General features: G+C 46.4%; 17 protein-coding genes. 13 read left to right on the top strand and 4 right to left on the bottom strand.

Annotated elements, in window-relative coordinates:
- Positions 1-7 precede the first annotated feature (7 nt).
- The 4 genes from R7Z78_RS21970 (at position 8) to R7Z78_RS21955 (ending at position 4,306) form a co-directional block, all read left to right on the top strand.
- Complete coding sequence (locus R7Z78_RS21970) at positions 8-1,735, top strand: sodium:solute symporter family protein (protein WP_005382372.1); 1,728 nt, start codon at positions 8-10, stop codon at positions 1,733-1,735.
- Positions 1,736-1,843: 108 nt separating this feature from the next.
- Positions 1,844-2,326, top strand: coding sequence for a hypothetical protein (locus R7Z78_RS21965; protein ID WP_005382371.1), 483 nt, complete (start codon positions 1,844-1,846; stop codon positions 2,324-2,326).
- 199 nt (positions 2,327-2,525) lie between these two features.
- Complete coding sequence (locus R7Z78_RS21960; RefSeq protein WP_005382370.1) at positions 2,526-2,903, top strand: hypothetical protein; 378 nt, start codon at positions 2,526-2,528, stop codon at positions 2,901-2,903.
- A gap of 17 nt (positions 2,904-2,920) precedes the next feature.
- Positions 2,921-4,306, top strand: a complete 1,386-nt coding sequence (locus tag R7Z78_RS21955; protein ID WP_104975663.1) for a class II fumarate hydratase — start codon at positions 2,921-2,923, stop codon at positions 4,304-4,306.
- Between the two features lie 90 nt (positions 4,307-4,396).
- Here R7Z78_RS21955 and R7Z78_RS21950 read toward each other — a convergent pair whose 3' ends face one another.
- Positions 4,397-7,828, bottom strand: a complete 3,432-nt coding sequence (locus tag R7Z78_RS21950) for a PAS-domain containing protein (RefSeq protein ID WP_054577283.1) — start codon at positions 7,826-7,828, stop codon at positions 4,397-4,399.
- Between the two features lie 144 nt (positions 7,829-7,972).
- The gene (locus R7Z78_RS21945; protein ID WP_042523701.1) at positions 7,973-9,160 is read right to left on the bottom strand and encodes a 3-phenylpropionate MFS transporter; all 1,188 of its coding nucleotides are present in this window, start codon (positions 9,158-9,160) and stop codon (positions 7,973-7,975) included.
- 233 nt (positions 9,161-9,393) lie between these two features.
- Here R7Z78_RS21945 and R7Z78_RS21940 point away from each other — a divergent pair, with 233 nt between their 5' ends.
- From R7Z78_RS21940 to fis, 9 genes are all read left to right on the top strand, one after another.
- Complete coding sequence (locus tag R7Z78_RS21940) at positions 9,394-11,220, top strand: DUF294 nucleotidyltransferase-like domain-containing protein (RefSeq protein ID WP_017821769.1); 1,827 nt, start codon at positions 9,394-9,396, stop codon at positions 11,218-11,220.
- 33 nt (positions 11,221-11,253) lie between these two features.
- Entirely contained in the window at positions 11,254-11,883 is a 630-nt protein-coding gene (locus R7Z78_RS21935; RefSeq protein ID WP_005382363.1) for a 3'-5' exonuclease, read from the top strand.
- A gap of 237 nt (positions 11,884-12,120) precedes the next feature.
- Positions 12,121-14,073, top strand: a complete 1,953-nt coding sequence (gene acs / locus R7Z78_RS21930; protein ID WP_005386359.1) for an acetate--CoA ligase — start codon at positions 12,121-12,123, stop codon at positions 14,071-14,073.
- Positions 14,074-14,376: 303 nt separating this feature from the next.
- Positions 14,377-14,826: a type II 3-dehydroquinate dehydratase gene (gene aroQ, locus R7Z78_RS21925; protein ID WP_005382360.1), complete on the top strand. Its 450-nt coding sequence runs from the start codon at positions 14,377-14,379 to the stop codon at positions 14,824-14,826.
- Between the two features lie 61 nt (positions 14,827-14,887).
- Entirely contained in the window at positions 14,888-15,349 is a 462-nt protein-coding gene (accB, locus tag R7Z78_RS21920) for an acetyl-CoA carboxylase biotin carboxyl carrier protein (RefSeq protein WP_005386355.1), read from the top strand.
- A 14-nt stretch (positions 15,350-15,363) separates the two neighbouring features.
- Positions 15,364-16,707: an acetyl-CoA carboxylase biotin carboxylase subunit gene (gene accC, locus R7Z78_RS21915; RefSeq protein WP_005382509.1), complete on the top strand. Its 1,344-nt coding sequence runs from the start codon at positions 15,364-15,366 to the stop codon at positions 16,705-16,707.
- A gap of 165 nt (positions 16,708-16,872) precedes the next feature.
- Positions 16,873-17,760, top strand: a complete 888-nt coding sequence (gene prmA, locus R7Z78_RS21910) for a 50S ribosomal protein L11 methyltransferase (RefSeq protein WP_005382507.1) — start codon at positions 16,873-16,875, stop codon at positions 17,758-17,760.
- 139 nt (positions 17,761-17,899) lie between these two features.
- On the top strand, positions 17,900-18,868 hold the full coding sequence (gene dusB / locus R7Z78_RS21905) for a tRNA dihydrouridine synthase DusB (RefSeq protein ID WP_005382505.1): 969 nt from the start codon (positions 17,900-17,902) through the stop codon (positions 18,866-18,868).
- Positions 18,869-18,891: 23 nt separating this feature from the next.
- On the top strand, positions 18,892-19,188 hold the full coding sequence (gene fis, locus R7Z78_RS21900) for a DNA-binding transcriptional regulator Fis (RefSeq protein ID WP_000462885.1): 297 nt from the start codon (positions 18,892-18,894) through the stop codon (positions 19,186-19,188).
- Positions 19,189-19,262: 74 nt separating this feature from the next.
- On the opposite strand, the gene R7Z78_RS21895 is transcribed toward fis, so the two are convergent.
- Together R7Z78_RS21895 and R7Z78_RS21890 are read right to left on the bottom strand one after the other, a co-directional pair.
- Positions 19,263-20,420: an MFS transporter gene (locus R7Z78_RS21895; protein WP_104975664.1), complete on the bottom strand. Its 1,158-nt coding sequence runs from the start codon at positions 20,418-20,420 to the stop codon at positions 19,263-19,265.
- Entirely contained in the window at positions 20,417-21,988 is a 1,572-nt protein-coding gene (locus R7Z78_RS21890; protein WP_104975665.1) for an ABC-F family ATP-binding cassette domain-containing protein, read from the bottom strand. Before R7Z78_RS21890 ends, R7Z78_RS21895 begins: the two co-directional genes overlap by 4 nt.
- Positions 21,989-22,871 lie beyond the last annotated feature (883 nt).

Below are 22,871 nucleotides of genomic sequence, written 5' to 3'. Positions count from 1 at the left end.
CACTCAGATGGATTTGAAAACTATTACCTACCTGGTCGTTGGCGCCACGTTCATCCTGTACATCGGGATTGCTATTTGGGCTCGCGCCGGATCAACCAAAGAGTTTTATGTTGCTGGTGGCGGTGTAAACCCGATTGCAAACGGTATGGCAACCGCAGCCGATTGGATGTCCGCAGCGTCGTTTATCTCAATGGCAGGCTTAATTGCCTTCATGGGCTATGGCGGCTCAGTATTTCTAATGGGTTGGACTGGTGGCTACGTTCTGCTTGCGCTGTTGCTAGCGCCTTACCTACGCAAATTTGGTAAGTTTACGGTGCCAGAGTTTGTTGGTGAACGCTTTTACTCCAACACAGCACGTATCGTAGCGGTTGTTTGTCTTATCATCGCATCAGTGACTTATGTTATCGGTCAGATGAAAGGCGTGGGCGTTGCGTTTGGTCGCTTCTTAGAAGTGGATTACTCCACCGGCCTATTAATTGGTATGTGTATCGTTTTCATGTACGCGGTTCTTGGCGGCATGAAAGGCATCACTTACACGCAGATTGCTCAATATTGCGTACTCATTCTTGCTTACACTATCCCTGCAATCTTTATCTCTCTGCAACTCACTGGTAACCCAATCCCACAAATTGGTCTGGGGAGTACCATGGCTGGTACCGATGTCTATCTACTCGATCGGCTTGACCAAGTTGTGACCGAACTCGGATTCAGTGAATACACGACCCAAGTACGTGGCGACACACTTAATATGTTTGTCTACACCATGTCACTGATGATTGGTACTGCCGGTCTACCACACGTAATTATCCGTTTCTTTACCGTGCCGAAGGTTCGCGACGCACGTACATCAGCAGGCTGGGCTCTGATCTTCATCGCAATCCTTTACACTACTGCACCAGCGGTATCAGCGATGGCTCGCCTCAACCTAATGAATACGGTAAATCCAGCTCCGGGTCAGCACCTAGCGTATGACGAGCGTCCTGCGTGGTTCAAAAACTGGGAAACAACTGGACTACTCGGTTTTGACGATAAAAATGGCGATGGCAATATCCAATACACTTCAGATGCGTCCACCAACGAACTGCGCGTTGATAACGACATCATGGTATTGGCTAACCCAGAGATCGCTAAACTACCAAACTGGGTGATTGCACTTGTGGCAGCAGGTGGTCTTGCAGCTGCACTATCTACCGCAGCAGGTTTACTACTCGCCATTTCTTCAGCTATTTCCCATGACTTAATCAAAGGGGTTATCAATCCGAACATATCCGAGAAAAAAGAGCTACTTGCTAGTCGAATATCAATGGCAGTAGCGATAGCAGCCGCAGGCTATCTCGGTTTAAATCCGCCTGGATTTGCCGCAGGTACGGTAGCACTCGCCTTTGGTCTTGCCGCTTCATCCATCTTCCCTGCATTGATGATGGGCATCTTCAGCAAGAGCATCAACAAAGAAGGCGCAATCGCCGGTATGATTGCGGGTATCAGTATTACGCTGTTCTACGTATTCCAACACAAAGGCATTCTTTTCGTTGCTGATTGGAAATATCTAGAAAGCTGGGGAACAAACTGGTTCCTAGGTATTGAGCCAAACGCGTTTGGTGCTATCGGCGCACTATTTAACTTCATTGTTGCATTCGCTGTATCCAAAGTAACTGCAGAAACGCCACAAGAAGTAAAAGACCTAGTCGAACACGTTCGCGTACCAGTAGGTGCTGGTAGTGCAGTGGATCACTAAAAACTAATCAAAACCACAAAAGCCCCGTTTGGAACCAGCCGTCCGGGGCTTTTTTATTCTCACTTTTCAGTTACCATATTCGCAGTATGTCGTTGCAAGGAAGCCAAGATGTTCAAAAACAAGCACTTTATTCTCGCTCTACTGATTGCGCCAGTTCTCTCTTTGATCGCTTACTTCGGTACCGATATGGCCCTCAGCGAGAAACCCCACGCGGCGCAAGAAGGGGAAACTTACAAACTCGCGAGTAAGTCTAATTGTCGTTACACCAGTGGTCTGTGTGATATGGAAAATGGCGATTTTAAAGTGAAATTTCGCTCTGAAAAACTCACTAAAAATAACTTAGAATTGTCACTCAACGCCGCTTACCCACTAGAAGGGGTTAAAGTTTCTATTGTGAGTGACAAAGAGAAAAACGCTCAACCGATTGATATGAAGCCCGCCGATCAAGCAGGCCAAAGCTGGTACATCACCTTACCAAAGCCTGCATCTGCAGAAAGCTGGTTAAGAGTCGTCATTCAATCAGGCGGCACACTATATTATGGTGAAACACAAACCGCATTTGTGAAGTACGAAACCTTATTTACTGAATAACGGTGACAAGCTAATTCACCGGTCTTCAAACGACATTGAATTAGTTTCACTTAGCATAAATGAATTCCTACTCAGCCGACGCCTTTGCGTCGGCTTTTGTTTCCGTAAGTCTTTCTTCAACAACCTCTTACTCTAAAAAGGGTTGCCAACCCACAAGTTAATTGATAATAATTATCATTACATTCAATGAGAGGTGGTTATGGACAACAAACGGGACATCTTTAACGCATTTTTTAAAGCCCAAGATAGATTCCTTCTCGCCGCACCACATGGCTTTGAGCCAGACGTGATTCATGACTATATTCATTGGGGAATGGTGTTGTCTTCCTGTTATGAACACGATGCCGATGAAGAAAATCTATTGTTGTGTGAGCTGTTTTTACGTCAGGTTTATTTCCATTTACTAGACGCAATTCAAGACTCAACTCGCAGTCGTATCTTCCGTCGTGTCTGTCTCGATTCTATCCATACGCCATTATTCTGCCTCAAACGCTATTACTACCAGTTTGAACAAGGCGACGTGAAATTTCTCGCACTACAACAACAATTACGCCTGATTCAAATCTCACTCGATTAACCAAAAGGATCCCTACCATGAGCACCGAATTCCGCATAGAAACTGACAGTATGGGCGAAGTAACGGTCCCTGCAGATGCTCTCTACCAAGCCCAGACTCAACGCGCCGTCGATAACTTCTCATTCAGTCAACATAAAATGCCATCTGGTTTTATCAAAGCGTTAGCACACATCAAGCAGACTGCGGCACTCACCAACGCACAGCTAGGGCTGCTTGAAGGAGATATTGCCAACGCGATTGCTGACGCAGCTCAAGCAATTATCGAAGGCAATCATATTGAGCAATTCCCAATTGACGTGTTCCAAACGGGATCAGGCACTAGCTCAAATATGAATGCGAATGAAGTGATTGCAACACTGGCCTCCCAGCATCTAGGCGGCACTGTCAGCCCTAATGATCACGTCAACATGGGGCAAAGCAGCAACGATGTGGTACCGACGGCCATTCAAGTTAGCGCAGCATTAGCCATTGAAAAACAGCTCTTCCCGGCACTGTCACACCTCAGCCAAACACTAGAGTCTAAACAGCAAGCATTGAAAGATGTTGTAAAAACCGGTCGCACCCACTTAATGGACGCGATGCCAATTACCTTTGCTCAAGAACTTGGCGGTTGGCAGTTCCAAATCGAGCACGCAAAACAAGCGATTGAACAAGCACTTCCTGCTGTAAAAGCCTTAGCCCAAGGTGGTACGGCGGTTGGAACGGGGATCAATGCCGATCCACGCTTTGCAGACTTATTCGCTAGCAACCTAACCCAGTCAACTCGTATTCAGTTCACGGCCAGTGATAACTTCTTTTTCAATTTAAGCAGTCAAGATGCGATCGTCGCTCTGTCGGGACAGCTCAAAACAGCAGCAGTTGCGATCATGAAGATCGCAAACGATCTTCGTTGGATGAATTCAGGCCCATTGGCTGGTTTAGGTGAGATTGAATTACAAGGCTTGCAACCGGGTTCTTCCATCATGCCTGGCAAAGTAAATCCTGTGATCCCAGAAGCCGCAGCGATGGCATCAGCGCAAGTCATTGGTAATGACACCACCATTACCGTCGCAGGCCAAGCGGGCAACTTCCAGCTTAACGTCATGCTGCCAGTTATTGCTCATAACGTATTGGAGAGCATCGAGTTACTCTCTAACAGCGCAACCGCTTTAGCTGACAAAGCCATTACGACGTTTGAAGTTCGCCAAGATAACTTGGATGTAGCACTCGCCAAAAACCCTATTTTGGTCACGGCTCTCAACCCGGTCATTGGTTACCTAAAAGCGGCAGAAGTCGCGAAAAAAGCCTACAAACAGGGACGCGCGATTATTGATGTCGCGGAAGAAGAAACTGATTTGGATAGAGCCACACTAGAGCGATTGCTTAATCCAGCCAAACTGACCCAAGGCGGCGTCGCAGAATAAACGGCAAACTCAGCCTATCAACTAAGATTACAAACATCGAGACCTCCATTCGGAGGTCTCTTTTATAGCGATTTTTCAAACACTCCAATCCTAAGCGACTCGATTGAGCACCGAACGCAACTTAAGCGGCTTAACTGGCTTAGCAATAAAGCTGAACCCATTTGCTTTGATGCCATCAAGCATATCATCGGTACGATCTGCACTGATGATGACGCCTTCAAAGCTGTGGCCTAATCTCAGGCGGCATTGCTGTAGCACTTCTAAACCAGTACGACCATCATCAAGTCGGTAATCGGAGAAAATTACATCCGGAATCCAACCATCCTCAAGCGCTTGTAGACTTTCAACTAAATCAATCGCAACTCGTGTATCGCAGCCCCATCGGGAAAGTAAGTTTTCCATGCCGACTAGAATGTCAGGCTCATTATCGACACATAGGATTCTCAGATGACCAAGTTCAGATTGCTTACTCATTGCCACGTGAACTGGATGAGGCTGAACATGATCAGCTTTATCTAGGGTGATGGAAAAAACACTGCCTTTTCCAACCCAAGAGCGCATCGAAATTTCATGCCCAAGTACCTGAGCAATTCCTTTCGAAATCGCCAAACCAAGTCCGAGACCTTGGTCGGAACGAACTTGAGTTCCGCGATTAAACTCTTCAAAAATCTCTTGCTGCTTCTCTTCTTCAATCCCCACTCCATTATCCCATACATCAATACGCACTCGCCCTTTCACGCGGCGAACACCGAGTGCGACTTTGCCATTCGGGTTATAACGAAACGCATTGGTCAGGAAGTTTTGCACCACACGGCGCAGCAGTTTGGGATCCGACTTAACCATGAGTGAGGACGGAATCATGGTGAACTCTATACCTTGCTGTTTGGCTAACGCACTAAACTCAGCATTCAAATTCGATAACACATCATTTAACGCAAAGCCATGCACGTTGACTTCCAACTTGCCCGATTCCAAACGCGAGATATCCAGCAAATCTCCAATTAAGTCTTCGGCAGCCTCTAAAGCACTTTCAATGTGTGCTGACAGCTTTTTGGCTTCGCTGTCTTTGGCGACTTCCGATAGTGAAGATGCGAATAGACGCGCCGCGTTGAGCGGTTGCATCAAGTCATGGCTTACTGCCGCCAAGAACCGTGATTTGGACTTCGATTCCAAATCAGAGCGCTGCGTCGCTTCCACCAGCTGCTTGTTGAGTTGTTCTAATTCTCGAGTCCGCAGACGTACCCTTTCTTCCAATGTCTCGTTGGCGTCTTTCAGTGCTTGCTCTGCATCACGGAATACGGTGATGTCGGTAAAGCTCATCACAAAGCCACCACCTGGCATTGGGTTACCTTGCACCTCTATCACGCGACCATCGGGACGAACCCGAGAAGAGGTGTGCCGAGTCCCTTGCTCAAGGTGATAAACACGGCGACGAACGTGGTCATCAGGGTCACCAGGGCCACACAACCCCTGCTCTGCATTGTGCCGAATCACATCCGCAATCGGTCGACCTACTTGAATCAGGCCTGGCGGAAATTCAAAGAGTTCTAAATAGCGTTGGTTCCACGCTACCAAGCGTAGTTGCTTATCGACGACCGCAATACCTTGTCCAATATGCTCAATCGCGCCTTGGAGTAAACCCCGACTAAAATCGTACAGTTCAGAGGCTTCATCGACGATAGTCGCCACCTCTTCAAGCTGCATGTTTCTTCCTTGCAGAGCGGAAGTAAGTACTAACTTAGCAGAAGATGCTCCAAATACCCCTGCTAGCACACGCTCCGTATGCCGAATCAGAGAAGATGGCGCTTGTTGATTCGGCATCAACTCTTCTCGTTGCTGGCTCCAGTAGGCTTGAAACGCCGCTTTAACTCGCGTTCGTCCTACAAATCTAGACGCTAGCATTTCCAGTTCTGCAACCGTAACGCGGCTCTGGTACAGACTCATATTTTCGCTTTCAGGCAGCGGTGTACCAACGAATGATGCCGATTGTAAGCGCTCACTTAGGCTTGGTCGGGTAGCCATAGAAACCACAACAAAACACACTGCATTAGCGACCACACTGAGGATCATCCCCCAATCTGAAATCGCGATATCAAAACTAGCCAATACCTCTGGTGGCGTAATCAACCAGATCAGGAAGTTATTACTGGCGTCTCCGGCAAGCATGTCTGTTTGGCTCATTAACGTAATCAACCAGGTAGCAAAACCCACCGCGAGGCCAACATACACACCTTTCTTATTCCCTTGACGCCAATACATACCGCCAACCAGCGCAGGAGCGAATTGCGTGATAGCCGCGAACGAGAGAAAGCCGATAGCAGACAGTGAATGAATAGTGTCCAACGCTTGATAGAAACACCACGCGCCAATCAACAAAACTAATATCAAACCACGGCGGATCCGCAGTAATAATTCAGAAAAATGGTGATGGTTACGCTGCGTCAGTCGCATGCGACGCAATAGCAATGGCATAACCAAGTCATTCGAGACCATGATCGCTAAGGCAATCGTCGATACGATAACCATGCCACTTGCCGCTGAAGTACCGCCTAGAAACGCAAGTAAGGCGATTTCACTCGCCCCTACCGACATCGGCACACTGATGACATAAGTATCAGGCGAAGCGCCACTCAAGAGACCTTGCCCTACCCACGCAATAGGTAAAACAAAAATCCCCATTAAGATCAGATAAATGGGGAACAACCAACGAGCCACGTGCAAATCTTGAGCACGTTCATTTTCCACAACCATCGTATGGAATTGTCGCGGAAGGCAAACGATCGCCAGCATCGTGAGTACAGTATGAATCAATATAGTCGGGATATTTGGTGACTGATACGTCTGTGCGGCAACATCAATTAAGCTCAAATTCTCGGTGTTCATCGCCAACCAAACAATGAAAACACCAACCACTAAAAAAGCCAGCAGTTTGATAATGGATTCGAAGGCAATTGCCATCATCATCCCACGATGGTGTTCCGTGTTATCAATGTGGCGGGTACCGAATAGCATCGTAAAAATCGCCAATGCGACCACAACAAACCACGACACGCTATCGTTTTGATAACCAAAATCAGTAGCCAGCTCCGGAGCAATGATTTCAAGCCCCATAGTGATACCACGCAGCTGTAAAGCGATGTACGGCAAAATTCCCGCAACCGCTATGAGCGTAACAACCACGGCCAAACCTTGGGATTTACCGTAGCGTGCTCCGATAAAGTCAGCAATCGACGTGATGTGTTCCCGTTTAGCAATCAAAATAAGCCGAGCTAAAACGCGCCATCCGATGGTAAACACTAAAATGGGAGCAATATAGATAGGCAAGAAAGACCAAGGATTACTGCTGGCCTGCCCGACCGTGCCGTAGAAGGTCCACGATGTACAGTACACCGCAATGGAAAGGCTATAAATCCAAGGCCGCCAGCGCGCTAGCCACCTTTTCTGAATGTCGCCGTACCACGCGATGATAAATAAAGCTCCCAAATACGCTAAAGAAACGGGAACCACCAGCCATCCTTGCATCCGATATCCTTTCTTGCCTTTCTTGCCTTTCTTGCTACTTTTAAAGCAAGAGAATAAAAAAACCTCTCCATGAGGGAGAGGTTTCATTTAACACTGCTTTGATAACGGAGACAAAGCTTAGTTTTTAACCTTTGTTACATAAGTCTAATTCTGTGTTTCAAGTGGCTTGTCTGATACATCAACCACCTGATGTGGGTCTTGCGAATCAAGCTTGATGAACAGAGCCAATAACCCCATCGCGGCCATGCCCCAGAACACAAGCGATCCCCAGTGCTCATAACCCCAGCCACTCAATACGGTCATTAACGCGATAAATGCGCCCAACGGAATCGCGTTATACAACGCTTGCAACGCTACGATCTTATTTTCTTCGGAGTTTTGGATATATTGGATCGCGGCAATGTGTGCGGTAGCGAAAGTCACACCATGCAATAGTTGAACAACCACCAAAGCAATAATTGATGTTGTCGACGCCGTAATACCCCAACGCATCATTACACCAACGGCAGCAGCAATAAACAGCGCGCGTATTGACCAACCTACGAATAAGCGCTTACTCAATGCAAACACTGCCACTTCTGCGGCCACTCCTAAGCTCCACAAGTAGCCAATGACATCTTCCGAGTGACCAGCGGCCTTCCAGTGAATCGCACTAAAGCCGTAGTAAGCCGCATGACTGCCCTGAATTAGTGACACCAACACTAAGAATTTTAGTATCGGCTTGTCGGTCAAAAGAGCGGTCAGCTTTGGACGTTCTGCGCTTTGCCCACCGTGCGTTACAGGCATTGGGTTAGTCGGTCGCATAGCAAACAGCAACGAGATAAACACGCCGAACATCGCAGTGTACAAGATCATATCGGAGCCAAATTCAGCCACCAGGTAGCCCACTGCCGTCGAGCCTGCGATAAAGGCGATCGAACCCCATAGCCGCGTGCGGCCATAATCGAGCATTTTCAGGCGAGCGTAGTAATTTGCCATCGCGTCCGACAACGGAATAATCGGTCCACAACAAAGATTGAACAACACTGTCGCTAGTGCCATTAACCAAAAGCTACCACCCGTAAAAAAGTGAAATCCAACAAAAAGGAGGGCAGCGAAACTCAACCAACGTAAAGCAGGCATAAGATGTTCGACTTTGTGTACTCGTGGGGTGATCACGATATTGGCAACACAACGTGTCGCAAGGCCTAACCCGACCAGCAAACCGATATCTGTCGAAGATACGCCCTGATCCTTAAACCAAAGTGACCAAAATGGCAGATACACGCCATACGCAAAGAAGAATCCGAGAAAGTACTGGGAAATCCAGCCATACGGAGAAGGTTTCAACATTACTAATATCCTAAAACGGGAACACCAACGTTCGAGCCGGGAATTATGGATCGCCATGCGTATTATAAAAAGGGAAGAATAAGAAACTTATCGTTTCCTCGATGGAATACTAACTTTGCGACATTTGGCATCTTCAAGCGAAAACATCGTAATTTAGACCAAAGTCGTCTGGCTTCCGGTAAGAAATTTGTCAGACTTAGAGAGTGTTCCTTCCATCATTATTGGGTGTTCTCATGCCTGACAAATTTAACATGCAATCTCCACCGTTCGATCGCTTAACTGAAGCACAACAAACGCGACTGCGATCGTCTCTGGACGTCGCCTACTATCGAGCTCGAGATGTTATTTTATCCTGCGGACAGAAGAACCCCCACTTACATATTCTGATCAAAGGCGCGGTAGAAGAGCGCTCCAACGATCAACAGGAAGTGTTCGCACATTATGCCAACGACGATATGTTCGATGTACGCTCGTTACTTGAAGACAAGGTACGTCATCACTACATCGCGCTTGAGGACACGCTCTCTTACCTACTGCCGAAAGAAATTTTCCTTGCCCTTTACAACGAAAATGGCCAGTTTGCAGCCTATTTCGATAACAATTTATCGAAACGGCAAGAGCTCATCGAAGCGGCCCATCAACAGCAAAACTTAGCGGAGTTTATTCTCACTAAAGTTGACCGCAGCATTTATCACCCACCGATGATCCTTGAACCAAATACACCAATTAACGAGGTAACACGTTCCTTAAAAGAAAATGGGATTGACGCTGCATTGGTTCAACTCCATGGCGATGATCCACGATTGGAAAAATGGCCATCAGCCCACCCGTACGCAATAGTGACTCGTACTAATATGCTGCATTCTGTGATGATAGATGGTTGCGCGCTCGACACACCAGTGGGTGAGATCGCGAGCTTTCCTGTTTATCACGTTGATGATGGAGACTTTCTATTCAACGCCATGATCACAATGACCAGAAATAGAATGAAACGCCTCATGGTATGTGAAGGCAACAGAGCTGTCGGCATGCTGGATATGACCCAAATTCTCAGCGCATTCTCAACCCACTCTCACGTGTTAACGCTCAGTATTGCTCGAGCAAGCAGCGTGGAAGAGCTCGCTTTGGCCTCAAACCGCCAACGTCAATTGGTCGAGAGCTTATTGAAAAACGGCATCCGCACTCGCTTCATCATGGAGCTTATCTCAGCCGTAAACGAACAAATTATCGAGAAAGCGTTCGAGTTAGTGATACCACCAGCCTTGCACGACCATTGTTGCTTGATCGTACTCGGCTCTGAAGGCCGAGGAGAGCAAATTCTCAAAACTGATCAAGACAATGCCCTGATTATTCAAGATGGTCTGGAATGGCCTCATTGCGAACAAGTGATGCAATCCTTCACACACACCCTACAACAGCTCGGTTATCCACTTTGCCTTGGCAAAGTGATGGTTAACAACCCGAAGTGGGTCAAAACACAGCAAGAATGGATAAGCACCCTAAACCACTGGATAGCTAAAGCCGAACCAGAACAAATCATGGACTTAGCCATTTTCAGTGACGCCCATGCTGTTGCTGGGAATTGCGAGCTGCTGGCTCCAATTGCGGCGCATCTTCGTGACACAATGAAAGATCGCATGTTGATATTGTCTGATTTTACTCGCCCTGCCTTGCAGTTTTCTGTGCCCCTAACTCTATTTGGCAACGTAAAAAGTGCTAAAGACGGATTGGACATTAAACGCGGCGGTATTTTCCCAATTGTACACGGCATTCGCACCTTGTCTTTGGAATATGCCATTGAGGAGAAGAACACGTTTGAGCGCATTGAAGCTCTGAGAAATAAGCGCATCTTAGAATCCGAAACGGCAGATAATCTCAACGAAGCACTGAAATTGTTCTTTAAACTTCGCCTCAATCAGCAACTCAAAAAGCAAGAAGCGTTGAATAACATTGATATTAAACAACTGGATAGAACTGAGCGTGATTTGCTTCGCCACAGCTTACATGTGGTGAAGAAATTTAAGCAATTTTTAGGCTTCCATTATCAAATTCGTGATTAACCCTGATTTTCATAAATCACAGAGGCGTAAGCAATGAACTGGTTACAACGCAAATACTGGCATTACAAATTGAAAGGCTCGCCTTATCAGTCGCTGTTTTGCACGCCAGATAAAACAGAATACGTCTCTCTTGACTGCGAAACCACCAGCCTTGACCCAAATCGCGCCGAGCTGGTGACTATTGCAGCCACCAAGATCATCGACAACCGCATCATCACCAGTCAACCATTTGAAGTCCGCTTACGCGCGCCGCAATCGCTCGACTCTGGCTCGGTCAAGATCCATCGAATTCGCCACCAAGACTTAGTCGATGGCATCAGTGAAAAAGAGGCGCTGCTCGAGCTGCTCGACTTTATCGGCAACCGACCACTTGTGGGCTATCACATTCGTTACGATAAAAAGATCTTAGACCTTGCTTGTCTGAGGCAACTTGGCTTCCCACTTCCTAACCCACTCATCGAGGTCAGTCAGATTTATCACGATAAGTTGGAACGACATTTGCCGAATGCCTATTTCGACTTAAGTCTGGATGCCATTTGTAAACACCTCGAACTTCCTATCCAAGACAAACACGACGCCTTGCAAGACGCGATTTCTGCCGCTTTGGTCTTTGTCCGCTTAACGAAAGGCGATTTACCCAACCTAACCGCACCGTATACATAAAAATCAGTTGACCTAGCTCCCAGAAATACTTTTGTTTCAGCGATTTCCCGGCGCTTCTATCACTCTCATCCTAAAGTCTAATTGTGGAAATACGCGCGGTGACTGACAGTTATAAGCACAACGTCGTCATTACCACGACCAAGTTATTTAGAACCAAAAAACAGCCCTACAAAAATATATTCAAAATCTTATCTAGATTGGTGTAAGGCCGAGAAATAAGGCACAAGGAGAGAAGCCATGAGCGAAGCCCACGTTTATCCGGTAAAAGAAAATATTAAAACTCATACACACGCGGATAATGATACTTACTTAGCCATGTATCAGCAGTCGGTAACCGATCCAGAGGGCTTCTGGAACGAACACGGCAAAATCGTTGATTGGATCAAACCTTTCACCAAAGTAAAAAGCACTTCTTTCGACACTGGCCATGTTGATATTCGCTGGTTTGAAGATGGCACACTGAACGTCTCGGCTAACTGTATTGACCGTCATCTTGCAGAACACGGGGATGACGTCGCCATCATTTGGGAAGGCGATGATCCAGCCGACGACAAAACACTCACTTTCAACGAACTGCACAAAGAAGTGTGTAAATTCTCCAACGCATTGAAAGAGCAAGGCGTACGCAAGGGCGACGTGGTGTGTCTATACATGCCAATGGTGCCAGAAGCTGCAGTGGCTATGCTCGCTTGTACCCGTATTGGTGCGGTTCACACCGTAGTATTTGGCGGTTTCTCACCAGAAGCGCTATCCGGCCGTATCATCGACTCTGACGCTAAAGTCGTGATCACCGCAGACGAAGGCGTACGTGGCGGACGCGCTGTTCCACTGAAAAAGAACGTGGATGAAGCACTAACCAACCCAGACGTAAAAACCATCAATAAAGTCGTCGTGCTTAAACGTACAGGTGGTGATGTTGAATGGCATGAACACCGTGATGTTTGGTGGCACGAAGCAACAGCCAACGTTTCTGACGTTTGCCCACCAGAAGAGATGAAAGCCGAAGACCCGCTGTTCATCCTCTACACATCTGGCTCGACAGGTAAACCTAAAGGCGTACTACATACTACAGGCGGTTACCTCGTCTACGCGGCAATGACCTTTAAATATGTCTTCGATTATCAACCAGGAGAAACCTTCTGGTGTACCGCGGATGTGGGCTGGATTACAGGCCATACTTACCTAATTTATGGTCCACTAGCGAACGGGGCCAAAACCATTCTGTTTGAAGGTGTTCCAAACTACCCAAGCACGGCTCGTATGAGTGAAGTGGTTGATAAGCACCAAGTGAACATTCTCTACACTGCGCCAACCGCTATTCGTGCACTAATGGCAAAAGGTAACGAAGCGGTAGCAGGGACATCTCGTTCAAGCTTACGTGTGATGGGTTCAGTAGGTGAGCCTATCAACCCTGAAGCGTGGGAGTGGTACTACAAAACGATTGGTAACGAGAGCTCGCCTATCGTTGATACTTGGTGGCAAACAGAGACCGGCGGTATCTTAATTGCACCACTACCAGGCGCAACAGATTTAAAACCAGGCTCAGCAACTCGACCATTCTTCGGAGTCCAACCTGCACTGGTTGATAACATGGGCAACATCATTGAAGAAACCGCAGCAGAAGGTAACTTGGTGATCCTTGATTCATGGCCAGGTCAGATGCGTACTGTTTATGGCGACCACGAGCGCTTTGAACAGACCTACTTCTCAACCTTTAAGGGAATGTACTTTACTAGTGATGGGGCTCGTCGTGACGAAGACGGTTACTACTGGATCACGGGCCGTGTTGATGACGTACTAAACGTGTCGGGTCACCGCATGGGTACCGCTGAAATAGAATCGGCTCTTGTCGCACATCATAAAATTGCTGAGGCCGCTATTGTGGGCATTCCGCATGATATCAAAGGCCAAGCTATCTACGCTTACATTACCTTGAACGATGGTGAATTCCCGTCAGCAGAGCTACACAAAGAAGTGAAAGATTGGGTGCGTAAAGAAATTGGTCCAATTGCAACACCAGATGTACTGCACTGGACGGATTCCTTACCGAAGACTCGTTCTGGTAAGATCATGCGTCGAATCCTGCGTAAAATTGCAACGGGTGATACTAGCAACCTCGGAGACACATCAACGCTTGCCGATCCGAGCGTTGTAGATAAACTTATCGCAGAGAAAGCAGAATTGGCATAAATTCAACCAACTGTTTTAAAAGCACTTTAAAAACCGCCATCACTCATGGCGGTTTTTTGCTTTAGTGCACAAATTGGCCACACAAAAAATATGGCAATTATGTTGTTTTTGTTAACTTGGTTACAGAAACGAGAGTGGCTATTAGGAGATTAGACCAGTAAATTGCTGCTAATTGCTATGAATTAGCTATAATCTTGGGCGATTTTTTAAAATTTGCTCGGTTTTAACAAAAAAATCGTGCTGAACTATCGTATATTTGGGAATATAAACGTTCCACTCACGATAAGGGAAGATAGCAACACAATGTCTGCAAAGTCACGGATTCTTGTTCTAAACGGACCAAATCTTAATCTATTGGGTCTGCGCGAACCGACACACTATGGTCACAGTACCTTAGCTCAAGTTGTGGATACTCTTACAGAGCAAGCCCATAACGCTGGGGTAGAACTGGAACACCTACAATCAAATCGAGAGTACGAACTGATTGAAGCCATTCACGCTGCCTATGGCAAGATTGACTTCATCATCATCAATCCAGCGGCTTTCACTCATACTAGTGTGGCGCTGCGAGATGCATTACTTGGCGTCGCCATCCCATTTATTGAGGTGCACTTATCAAATGTGCACGCACGTGAACCATTCCGTCATCACTCTTACCTGTCAGATAAAGCAGAGGGTGTGATTTGCGGTTTAGGCGCACAAGGTTATGAATTTGCTCTGTCTGCAGCGATCAATAAGCTACAGGCAAAGTAACCCTAACACTCTGCAACCCTACGAGGGTTGTCTTAATCACAAGATAAAAGAGAAAGAAAAGATGGATATTCGTAAAATCAAGAAGCTAATTGAGTTAGTTGAAGAGTCTGGCATTGCTGAGCTAGAGATCTCTGAAGGTGAAGAGTCAGTGCGCATCAGCCGTCATGGCACTGCAGCCCCTCAAGCACCAATTCACTACGCAGCAGCTCCAGCGGCGGCACCTGCTCCAGTAGCAGCGGCACCAGTAGCGGAAGCGCCAGCAGCAGAAGCTCCAGCAGCAACACCTGCAGGTCACCAAGTTCTTTCTCCAATGGTTGGTACTTTCTACCGCTCTCCAAGCCCAGACTCTAAAGCATTCGTAGAAGTGGGTCAGAAAGTAAATGCTGGCGATACTCTATGTATTGTTGAAGCAATGAAAATGATGAACCAAATCGAAGCGGACAAATCTGGCGTTGTTACAGCAATCCTAGCTGAAGACGGCCAACCAGTTGAATTCGACCAACCTCTTGTTGTAATCGAATAAGCGGGGCTTGCCTTATGCTAGACAAAGTAGTCATCGCGAACCGAGGTGAAATTGCACTTCGTATTCTTCGCGCTTGTAAAGAATTAGGTATTAAGACCGTCGCTGTTCACTCAACAGCGGACCGCGATCTTAAGCACGTACTACTCGCAGACGAAACCGTATGTATCGGCCCTGCTCGTGGTATCGACAGCTACCTAAACATTCCACGCATCATTTCTGCAGCAGAAGTGACTGGTGCTGTGGCTATCCACCCAGGTTACGGCTTCCTGTCTGAGAACGCAGACTTCGCAGAGCAAGTTGAGCGCAGTGGTTTCATCTTCGTTGGTCCAAAGGCAGACACTATCCGCCTAATGGGCGATAAAGTATCTGCTATCAATGCAATGAAGAAAGCAGGCGTTCCTTGTGTACCGGGTTCTGACGGCCCTCTAGACAATGACGAAGAGAAAAACAAAGCATTTGCTAAGCGCATTGGTTACCCAGTAATCATCAAAGCATCTGGCGGCGGCGGCGGTCGTGGTATGCGTGTTGTTCGAGCAGAGAAAGACCTTATCCAAGCCATTGCAATGACACGTGCTGAAGCAAAAGCGGCGTTCAACAATGACATGGTTTACATGGAGAAATTCCTAGAAAACCCTCGTCACGTTGAAGTTCAGGTTATTGCTGACGGTCAAGGCGGCGCAATCCACCTTGGTGAGCGTGACTGTTCAATGCAACGTCGTCACCAAAAAGTAGTGGAAGAAGCTCCAGCACCTGGTATCACCGAAGAAATGCGTAAGTACATCGGTGAACGCTGTACTCGTGCATGTATCGAGATCGGTTACCGCGGCGCAGGTACGTTTGAATTCCTATACGAGAACGGTGAGTTCTACTTCATCGAAATGAACACTCGTATTCAGGTAGAGCACCCAGTAACAGAGATGGTTACTGGCATCGACCTAATCAAAGAACAGCTTCGTGTTGCAGCGGGTCAGCCTCTGTCATTCACTCAAGATGATATTAAGATCCGTGGCCATGCGATTGAGTGTCGTATCAACGCAGAAGACCCTGAGCGCTTCCTACCATCTCCGGGTAAGATCGAGCGTTTCCACGCTCCTGGCGGTATGGGTGTACGTTGGGAATCTCATATCTACACAGGCTACACAGTACCACCTCATTACGATTCAATGATTGGTAAACTTATCACTTACGGTGAGAACCGTGATGTAGCGATTGCACGTATGAAGAACGCACTGGGTGAGATGATCATCGAAGGCATCAAAACTAACGTACCACTGCAATTCTCCATCATGAATGACGAAAACTTCCAACACGGTGGTGCAAACATCCACTACCTAGAGAAGAAGCTTGGCTTACAATAAACCTAAGCAAACGTCTTAAAAAATGCCCACTCCCGTGGGCATTTTTGTTTTATATGTACGCGAACGGCTCAACATATAAATCGGCTTATTTGGGTATATACTCAAACAAATCGTAGAGTTCTGGTAAACTCTGCGCCACTTCATTCACTTTAAGAGCAAAAACCAATGCCTTGGATTCAAATCAAACTCAACGCGACCAATGAAAACGCTGAGCAAATCGGCGATATGCTAATGGAAGAGACTGGCGCGCTGTCTGTTACATTCTTAGACGCGCAGGATACACCTGTATTCGAACCTCTACCTGGCGAAACTCGCTTATGGGGCGATACTGATATTCTGGCACTGTATGATGCAGAAGCAGACACTAACTTCATCATCGACCAAATTAAAGCGAGCAATATGCTGGCTGACAATTTTGCTTACAAAGTAGAACAGCTTGAAGATAAAGACTGGGAACGCGAATGGATGGAAAACTTCCACCCAATGAAATTTGGTGAACGCTTATGGATTTGTCCAAGCTGGCGCGACATTCCAGATCCTGACGCTGTTAATGTTATGTTGGATCCAGGCCTTGCATTCGGTACGGGTACTCACCCTACAACAGCACTTTGTCTTGAGTGGCTAGAAAGCATGGACTTAAGCGGTAAGACCGTTATCGACTTCGGTTGTGGCTCAGGTATTCTTGCGATCGCAGCGATCAAACTGGGCGCTGAAAAAGTGATAGGGATCGACATTGATCCTCAAGCCCTGCTTGCTTCAAAAGACAATGCTGAGCGTAATGGCGTTGCAGACAAACTAGAAGTTTACTTACCGCAAAATCAACCAGAAGGTCTCGTCGCTGACGTCGTTGTGGCCAACATCCTTGCGGGACCTTTACGTGAACTTGCACCTATCATCAAAGGACTAGTTAAGCCAAATGGCGACCTCGCTATGTCCGGCGTATTAGACACTCAAGCTGAAGATGTTGCGAACTATTACCGTGACGAGCTTCACATTGACCCGATTGTTGAGCAAAGTGAATGGTGTCGCATCTCTGGTCGTAAGCAAGGCTAGACAAGGTTTTCAGAGCTAATTGTTTGAAATTCATACAATTTACAAAAACAATTTGTAAATGCTCAAATATTAGTCTTTTCACGCAGTGAAAAAATGCGTAAAATGCGCGCCCTTGCTGGTACAGAACTGTGATGACGTTTTGAAAATCGGAAACTATCAACTTAAGAACAATCTAATCGTAGCCCCTATGGCTGGTGTAACGGATAGACCGTTTCGCGAGTTGTGTCTTCGCTATGGTGCGGGAATGGCCGTCAGTGAAATGATGTCTGCTAACCCAAAACTATGGGGAACGTCAAAGTCGAAACAGCGCATGGTACACGAGGGCGAATCGGGCATTCGCTCTGTACAGATTGCGGGTTCCGATCCACAGCTTATGGCGGACGCAGCTCAATTCAGTGTTGAGAACGGTGCACAAATCATCGACATCAACATGGGCTGCCCGGCAAAAAAAGTGAATAAGAAGCTAGCGGGCTCTGCTCTGCTTCAATACCCAAACATTATCGAAGAGATTTTGAAAGCGGTCGTGAATGCAGTGGACGTTCCTGTAACGTTAAAGACTCGAACTGGCTGGGATACAGACAACAAGAACTGTGTCCAGATCGCTAAATTAGCCGAAAACTGCGGCATACAAGCTCTTGCTCTGCATGGCAGAACGAAAGCATGTATGTACAAAGGTGAGGCCGAATATGACAGCATTAAAGCGGTAAAAGAGGCGATTTCAATTCCGGTTATCGCGAACGGTGATATCGATAGCCCGGAGAAAGCCAAATTTGTACTGGAGTACACCGGTGCGGACGCTTTAATGATTGGACGCCCTGCCCAGGGTCGTCCTTGGATTTTCCAGGAAATCCATCACTATTTGGAAAACGGCACCACAATGGAGGAACTTCCAACTGAGGAAGTGAAAACCATTATGCTTGGTCATGTAAATGCTCTGCATGAGTTTTATGGGGAGTTCTTAGGTCCACGTATCGCGCGCAAGCACGTTGGGTGGTACCTGAAAGAGCATGAACAGGCAAGTGAGTTTCGCCGTACCTTCAACGCTATCGACGCAGCTCCGCTGCAAATTGAGGCGTTAGAAGGTTATTTTGATAACGTTGCATCATAATTAAGAGAAGAGCTAGACCGAATATGTTCGAACAAAATCTGACTTCAGAAGCATTAACAGTAACTACAGTAACGTCACAAGACCAGATTACTCAGAAGCCTTTACGTGACTCTGTTAAAGCGTCTCTTAAAAACTACCTTGCTCAACTAAACGGCCAGGAAGTAACAGAACTATACGAATTAGTTCTAGCTGAAGTTGAACAGCCACTACTAGATACTATCATGCAGTACACTCGCGGTAACCAAACTCGCGCAGCAACTATGATGGGTATCAACCGCGGTACTCTTCGCAAGAAACTTAAGAAATACGGCATGAACTAAGACCGTTTTTCAAAAAGTATTTGGAACAAGCCGTTACCTTTTTAGGTAACGGCTTTTCTTTATCTACTAAAACACTACGAATAACGCTCACTTTGTTCAGTATTACCAACTGGCTTTAAGATAACTACTGCTGAGCCAAACAATAGCAAAGCCACGAAAGCGACCCATTCATTGCCTACAGAATACGCGAAGCCCGCCAAGGCAGACCAAATCGCGACACCAAAGTGCATCATACTCATTCCAAAAGACATTAACACACCTCGATGTTCATCAGATAAGCTTGCGATATGTGCTTGTAATGCCGGAGAACCAACCCCTCCAGCAAGAGACCAGAGCACTAGAGCTGGAAGATAAGCGGTAACCGTACTCATCTCACTTGAGAACACCCATGCACTGCAAGGTATGCACACCATTAAAGCCACTCGCATAACAGCTCGAGAGCTACCAAGCCAACGGCAAGCTCTCCCCACGCACATATTTCCAACCACACTCACGATCCCTAGAGCAGCATAAATAGCGCCCACCCAACCGAGCGCCAACTCGCTGGTATCTCGAATATGAAGGCCTATCAGGTTAAATACACCAATACCTCCCCCTAGGCCTAAACACATCGCTAGAATCGCCCTCAACGCGCCTGGAAGATGAATGACGTCTGTGATAGGTGGCAGAGTATCTGACTTCTTGGACTCATTATGCTTGTTGTTCATGGACACTACGCTCATGGCACCGACAAAAAGAGCCGCCACGCCCAAAATAATAAAAGCGGCACGCCATGATAAAAGCTGGGTCAACAATGCTCCGATCGCCGGGCTAGTTATCATACCTAGCGTTAATCCCGCCTGAACCATCACAATTTGACGCATCGCTCTATTACCCTTCGCGTCTCCCGCTAACGCGAATGCAATTGGTAACATGCCTGCACTTGCAATACCAGTGATCACTCGAGTTGCAATAGCAAGTTCAAAATCATGAACTATGCCCGTCGTAATAGACGCAACCCCAAATACAAAGCAAGCAGGCACCATGATACGAATACGCCCAACTCGGTCTGATAAACGGCCCAAGTAAGGAGTGCAAATTGCTATGGCTAAACTATATGCCGTAATAAATAAGGTAACCTGACTCGGTTGAACACTTAAATCATTTCCGATGGGTTCAAGAATAGATCCAAGCATCAACTCATCAGCACCAACAAGAAAAGCAACGAGAAATAGGATCATGGACTGCATCATAGCTCCACCTCCTGTTCTGTTTTCGATTCAGCACAAGTGAGCAACGAAATATCTAAAACTCTATCAGGCCAAGATTGCAAAAATGCCTTCTCATGAGATACCACAATCACGCTACCGGAAAAGCGCTGGAGAGCCTCTTTAAGCGCATTTTTGCTGCTGCTATCCAAATGTGTTGTTGGTTCGTCCAACAGCAAAACATTGCATTTCTGAACCGATAAACAACACAGTTTCACCCGAGTTTGCTCACCACCGCTCAATGTATCTAAGTGGCGCTGCGTCTTATCCCCCGTGATCCCAAAGCGAGCTAATAGCTTGCGTGACTCTTTGCTTGAGATTGTTGGCGCACAAGAGCACAGCTCCTGTTCAGGCGTGTTCTGAGGATGGCGCCAAGACAAATCTTGAGAAAAATAACCAATCATTGCACCTTTTGCCAATACCACCTCACCAGAGAGTGGCTCGATCTTCCCCATCAGGGTTTTAAGTAAGGTCGACTTACCCACGCCGTTAAAGCCAGCAACAACCAACTTTTCCCCGCGCGCTAACGTGATATCAAATACTGGAAGCAGAGGCTGCTGATAACCGATCATCAACGCTTTTGCGTCAATCACATTCGGTTGCTCAATGGGCTGGTAAGCAAAGTCAAACGTCGATACTTTCTCTACATGATTCAGTTGAATACGTTCGATTTTATCCAGTCTCTTCTTACGCCCTTTAGCAAGACTGGCGTTAACTCCTGCACCATTTTGGGCAATAAATTTCTCTAACTTTCGAATTTCACTTTGCTGAGCCTTATATTGCTTTTCTAATAAAGCACCGTCGTGCTGCTTTTGCTGCATTGCTTTGACATAAGTACCGCTGTATTTTCGAACCGTTTGATAATCAATATCACAAACACTGGTCGCTACTTGATTAAGGAAATCAATATCATGAGAAACCAGTAAAACGGTGCCAATGTAATCATTGAGAAACGCGACTAGCCATTCAATGTGCGGAGCATCAAGATAGTTTGTCGGCTCATCAAGAATTAACACATCGGGGTTGCGAAGTAACAACTTGCCTAAAAGGACTTTGTGTCTTTGACCACCACTTAGCGAGACAAGCGGTGTATCTAAGCCAAATTGATAAATACCAAGACCTACAGCAACTCGTTCAATTTTGGTATTAATTGCATAGAAGTCTTCATCTTCTAAATATGCCTGTAGCCGAGCGACTTGGCTTAAAAGAGATGTAGAGTGAGACTCGGTCATCGCCTGATACAAAGTCCAAAGCTTCTGCTCGGCAGCGTATAAACTCTCAAAAGAGCCCTTTAAACACTCATGAACTGTCAGCACATTATCGATCTTAAAATGTTGTTCTAAATACCCCACCTCAAGGTTTGGTAACCATTCAATGCAGCCCTTATCTGCAGATAATTCACCGAAAAGCAATTTTAATAAGGTGCTTTTTCCAACGCCATTCGCTCCGGTGATACCTATTTTCTCTCCCACGTTAATACGAAAGGTCACGTTGTTGTATAACGTCTTATCAGCTATCTGATAAGACAAATTTTTAACTTGTAAAATACTCATGTTTTCAACCAAATAAAAAAGGGCCGGTGATCAATACCGGCCCTTATTTCAATACTGGGTAATGCTTTGTAGCTGCTTAACAGATACAAAAAGGCCGATGATGAAATATCACCGGCCATCTCTTCTCTTTTATCAGGTGTACAAGCTCCTGCGTATAACTTCAGCGAAGCTACCCACACATAAAACACCTGATGAAGATTAATTTAAGACTCCGAGCAACACTTCATCGCGTTTTTTGCACGGAGTTCAGCCTTCTTACAAAGCTTTTAAACAAGAGATATAACATGATTTACTGTCGAAAAAATATTCGATGTGAAGCGTACACCTTTAGAATAAAAAGTACCAGATAATTATTAAAACTATCGTGACTTACACGAAGGTCCACAGAAAGAAGACTTTTCCTCAGTCAATGTGCCAGGTGAACTGCTTACTCAGCAAACACAGCTATGAAAGCACCTATACCGCTCACGTTATACGTACGTAGTGGTGGCTTTGAAGGTTGGAGAGGGTTAGAGGGAAGAAGTAGCGAATATACTTTAAGACACTGGCTTAAATAGGTCGACAAAACAAAATCCATGTTTGGAAAGTTTTAAATGCGCTGAGTTTATATTAATAAGCGCCTATGGCTAAATCAAAACATCTAAAGCAGAGAAATCTCCCCCGAAAATAACATAACCTAGTGAATAAATTTTCCAGGTAATAATAAAGGAAGCTTTGGTAAGTAAGCACAAGGGCTGAGAACTAGCGCTCGATACTAGGACCCGGTTCAGTAGAAACCACACAAAACTGAGTTCCACTTCACTCATAACAGGGCTTAGAAAGCATCGCCAGAGGGAAGCCGGCCTCTCGATGCAAGGTTTCAATACGAAAGTGGGTTTAAGGT

It is taken from the genome of Vibrio sp. 1167 (assembly GCF_033340375.1).
Classification (GTDB): domain Bacteria; phylum Pseudomonadota; class Gammaproteobacteria; order Enterobacterales; family Vibrionaceae; genus Vibrio; species Vibrio alginolyticus.
Note: the sequence above shows the minus strand (reverse complement) of the source record. Positions and strands in the feature narration are given on the sequence as shown.

What these genes read in the sequence shown, in the direction of transcription:
- fis (WP_000462885.1), top strand. Translation starts at nt 18,892, where the DNA reads ATGTTCGAACAAAATCTGACTTCAGAAGCATTAACAGTAACTACAGTA.
- R7Z78_RS21890 (WP_104975665.1), bottom strand. Translation starts at nt 21,988, where the DNA reads ATGAGTATTTTACAAGTTAAAAATTTGTCTTATCAGATAGCTGATAAG.
- aroQ (WP_005382360.1), top strand. Translation starts at nt 14,377, where the DNA reads ATGTCTGCAAAGTCACGGATTCTTGTTCTAAACGGACCAAATCTTAAT.
- prmA (WP_005382507.1), top strand. Translation starts at nt 16,873, where the DNA reads ATGCCTTGGATTCAAATCAAACTCAACGCGACCAATGAAAACGCTGAG.
- R7Z78_RS21955 (WP_104975663.1), top strand. Translation starts at nt 2,921, where the DNA reads ATGAGCACCGAATTCCGCATAGAAACTGACAGTATGGGCGAAGTAACG.
- R7Z78_RS21940 (WP_017821769.1), top strand. Translation starts at nt 9,394, where the DNA reads ATGCCTGACAAATTTAACATGCAATCTCCACCGTTCGATCGCTTAACT.
- accC (WP_005382509.1), top strand. Translation starts at nt 15,364, where the DNA reads ATGCTAGACAAAGTAGTCATCGCGAACCGAGGTGAAATTGCACTTCGT.
- R7Z78_RS21935 (WP_005382363.1), top strand. Translation starts at nt 11,254, where the DNA reads ATGAACTGGTTACAACGCAAATACTGGCATTACAAATTGAAAGGCTCG.
- R7Z78_RS21970 (WP_005382372.1), top strand. Translation starts at nt 8, where the DNA reads ATGGATTTGAAAACTATTACCTACCTGGTCGTTGGCGCCACGTTCATC.
- R7Z78_RS21960 (WP_005382370.1), top strand. Translation starts at nt 2,526, where the DNA reads ATGGACAACAAACGGGACATCTTTAACGCATTTTTTAAAGCCCAAGAT.
- R7Z78_RS21965 (WP_005382371.1), top strand. Translation starts at nt 1,844, where the DNA reads ATGTTCAAAAACAAGCACTTTATTCTCGCTCTACTGATTGCGCCAGTT.
- R7Z78_RS21895 (WP_104975664.1), bottom strand. Translation starts at nt 20,420, where the DNA reads ATGATGCAGTCCATGATCCTATTTCTCGTTGCTTTTCTTGTTGGTGCT.
- R7Z78_RS21945 (WP_042523701.1), bottom strand. Translation starts at nt 9,160, where the DNA reads ATGTTGAAACCTTCTCCGTATGGCTGGATTTCCCAGTACTTTCTCGGA.
- R7Z78_RS21950 (WP_054577283.1), bottom strand. Translation starts at nt 7,828, where the DNA reads ATGCAAGGATGGCTGGTGGTTCCCGTTTCTTTAGCGTATTTGGGAGCT.
- acs (WP_005386359.1), top strand. Translation starts at nt 12,121, where the DNA reads ATGAGCGAAGCCCACGTTTATCCGGTAAAAGAAAATATTAAAACTCAT.
- accB (WP_005386355.1), top strand. Translation starts at nt 14,888, where the DNA reads ATGGATATTCGTAAAATCAAGAAGCTAATTGAGTTAGTTGAAGAGTCT.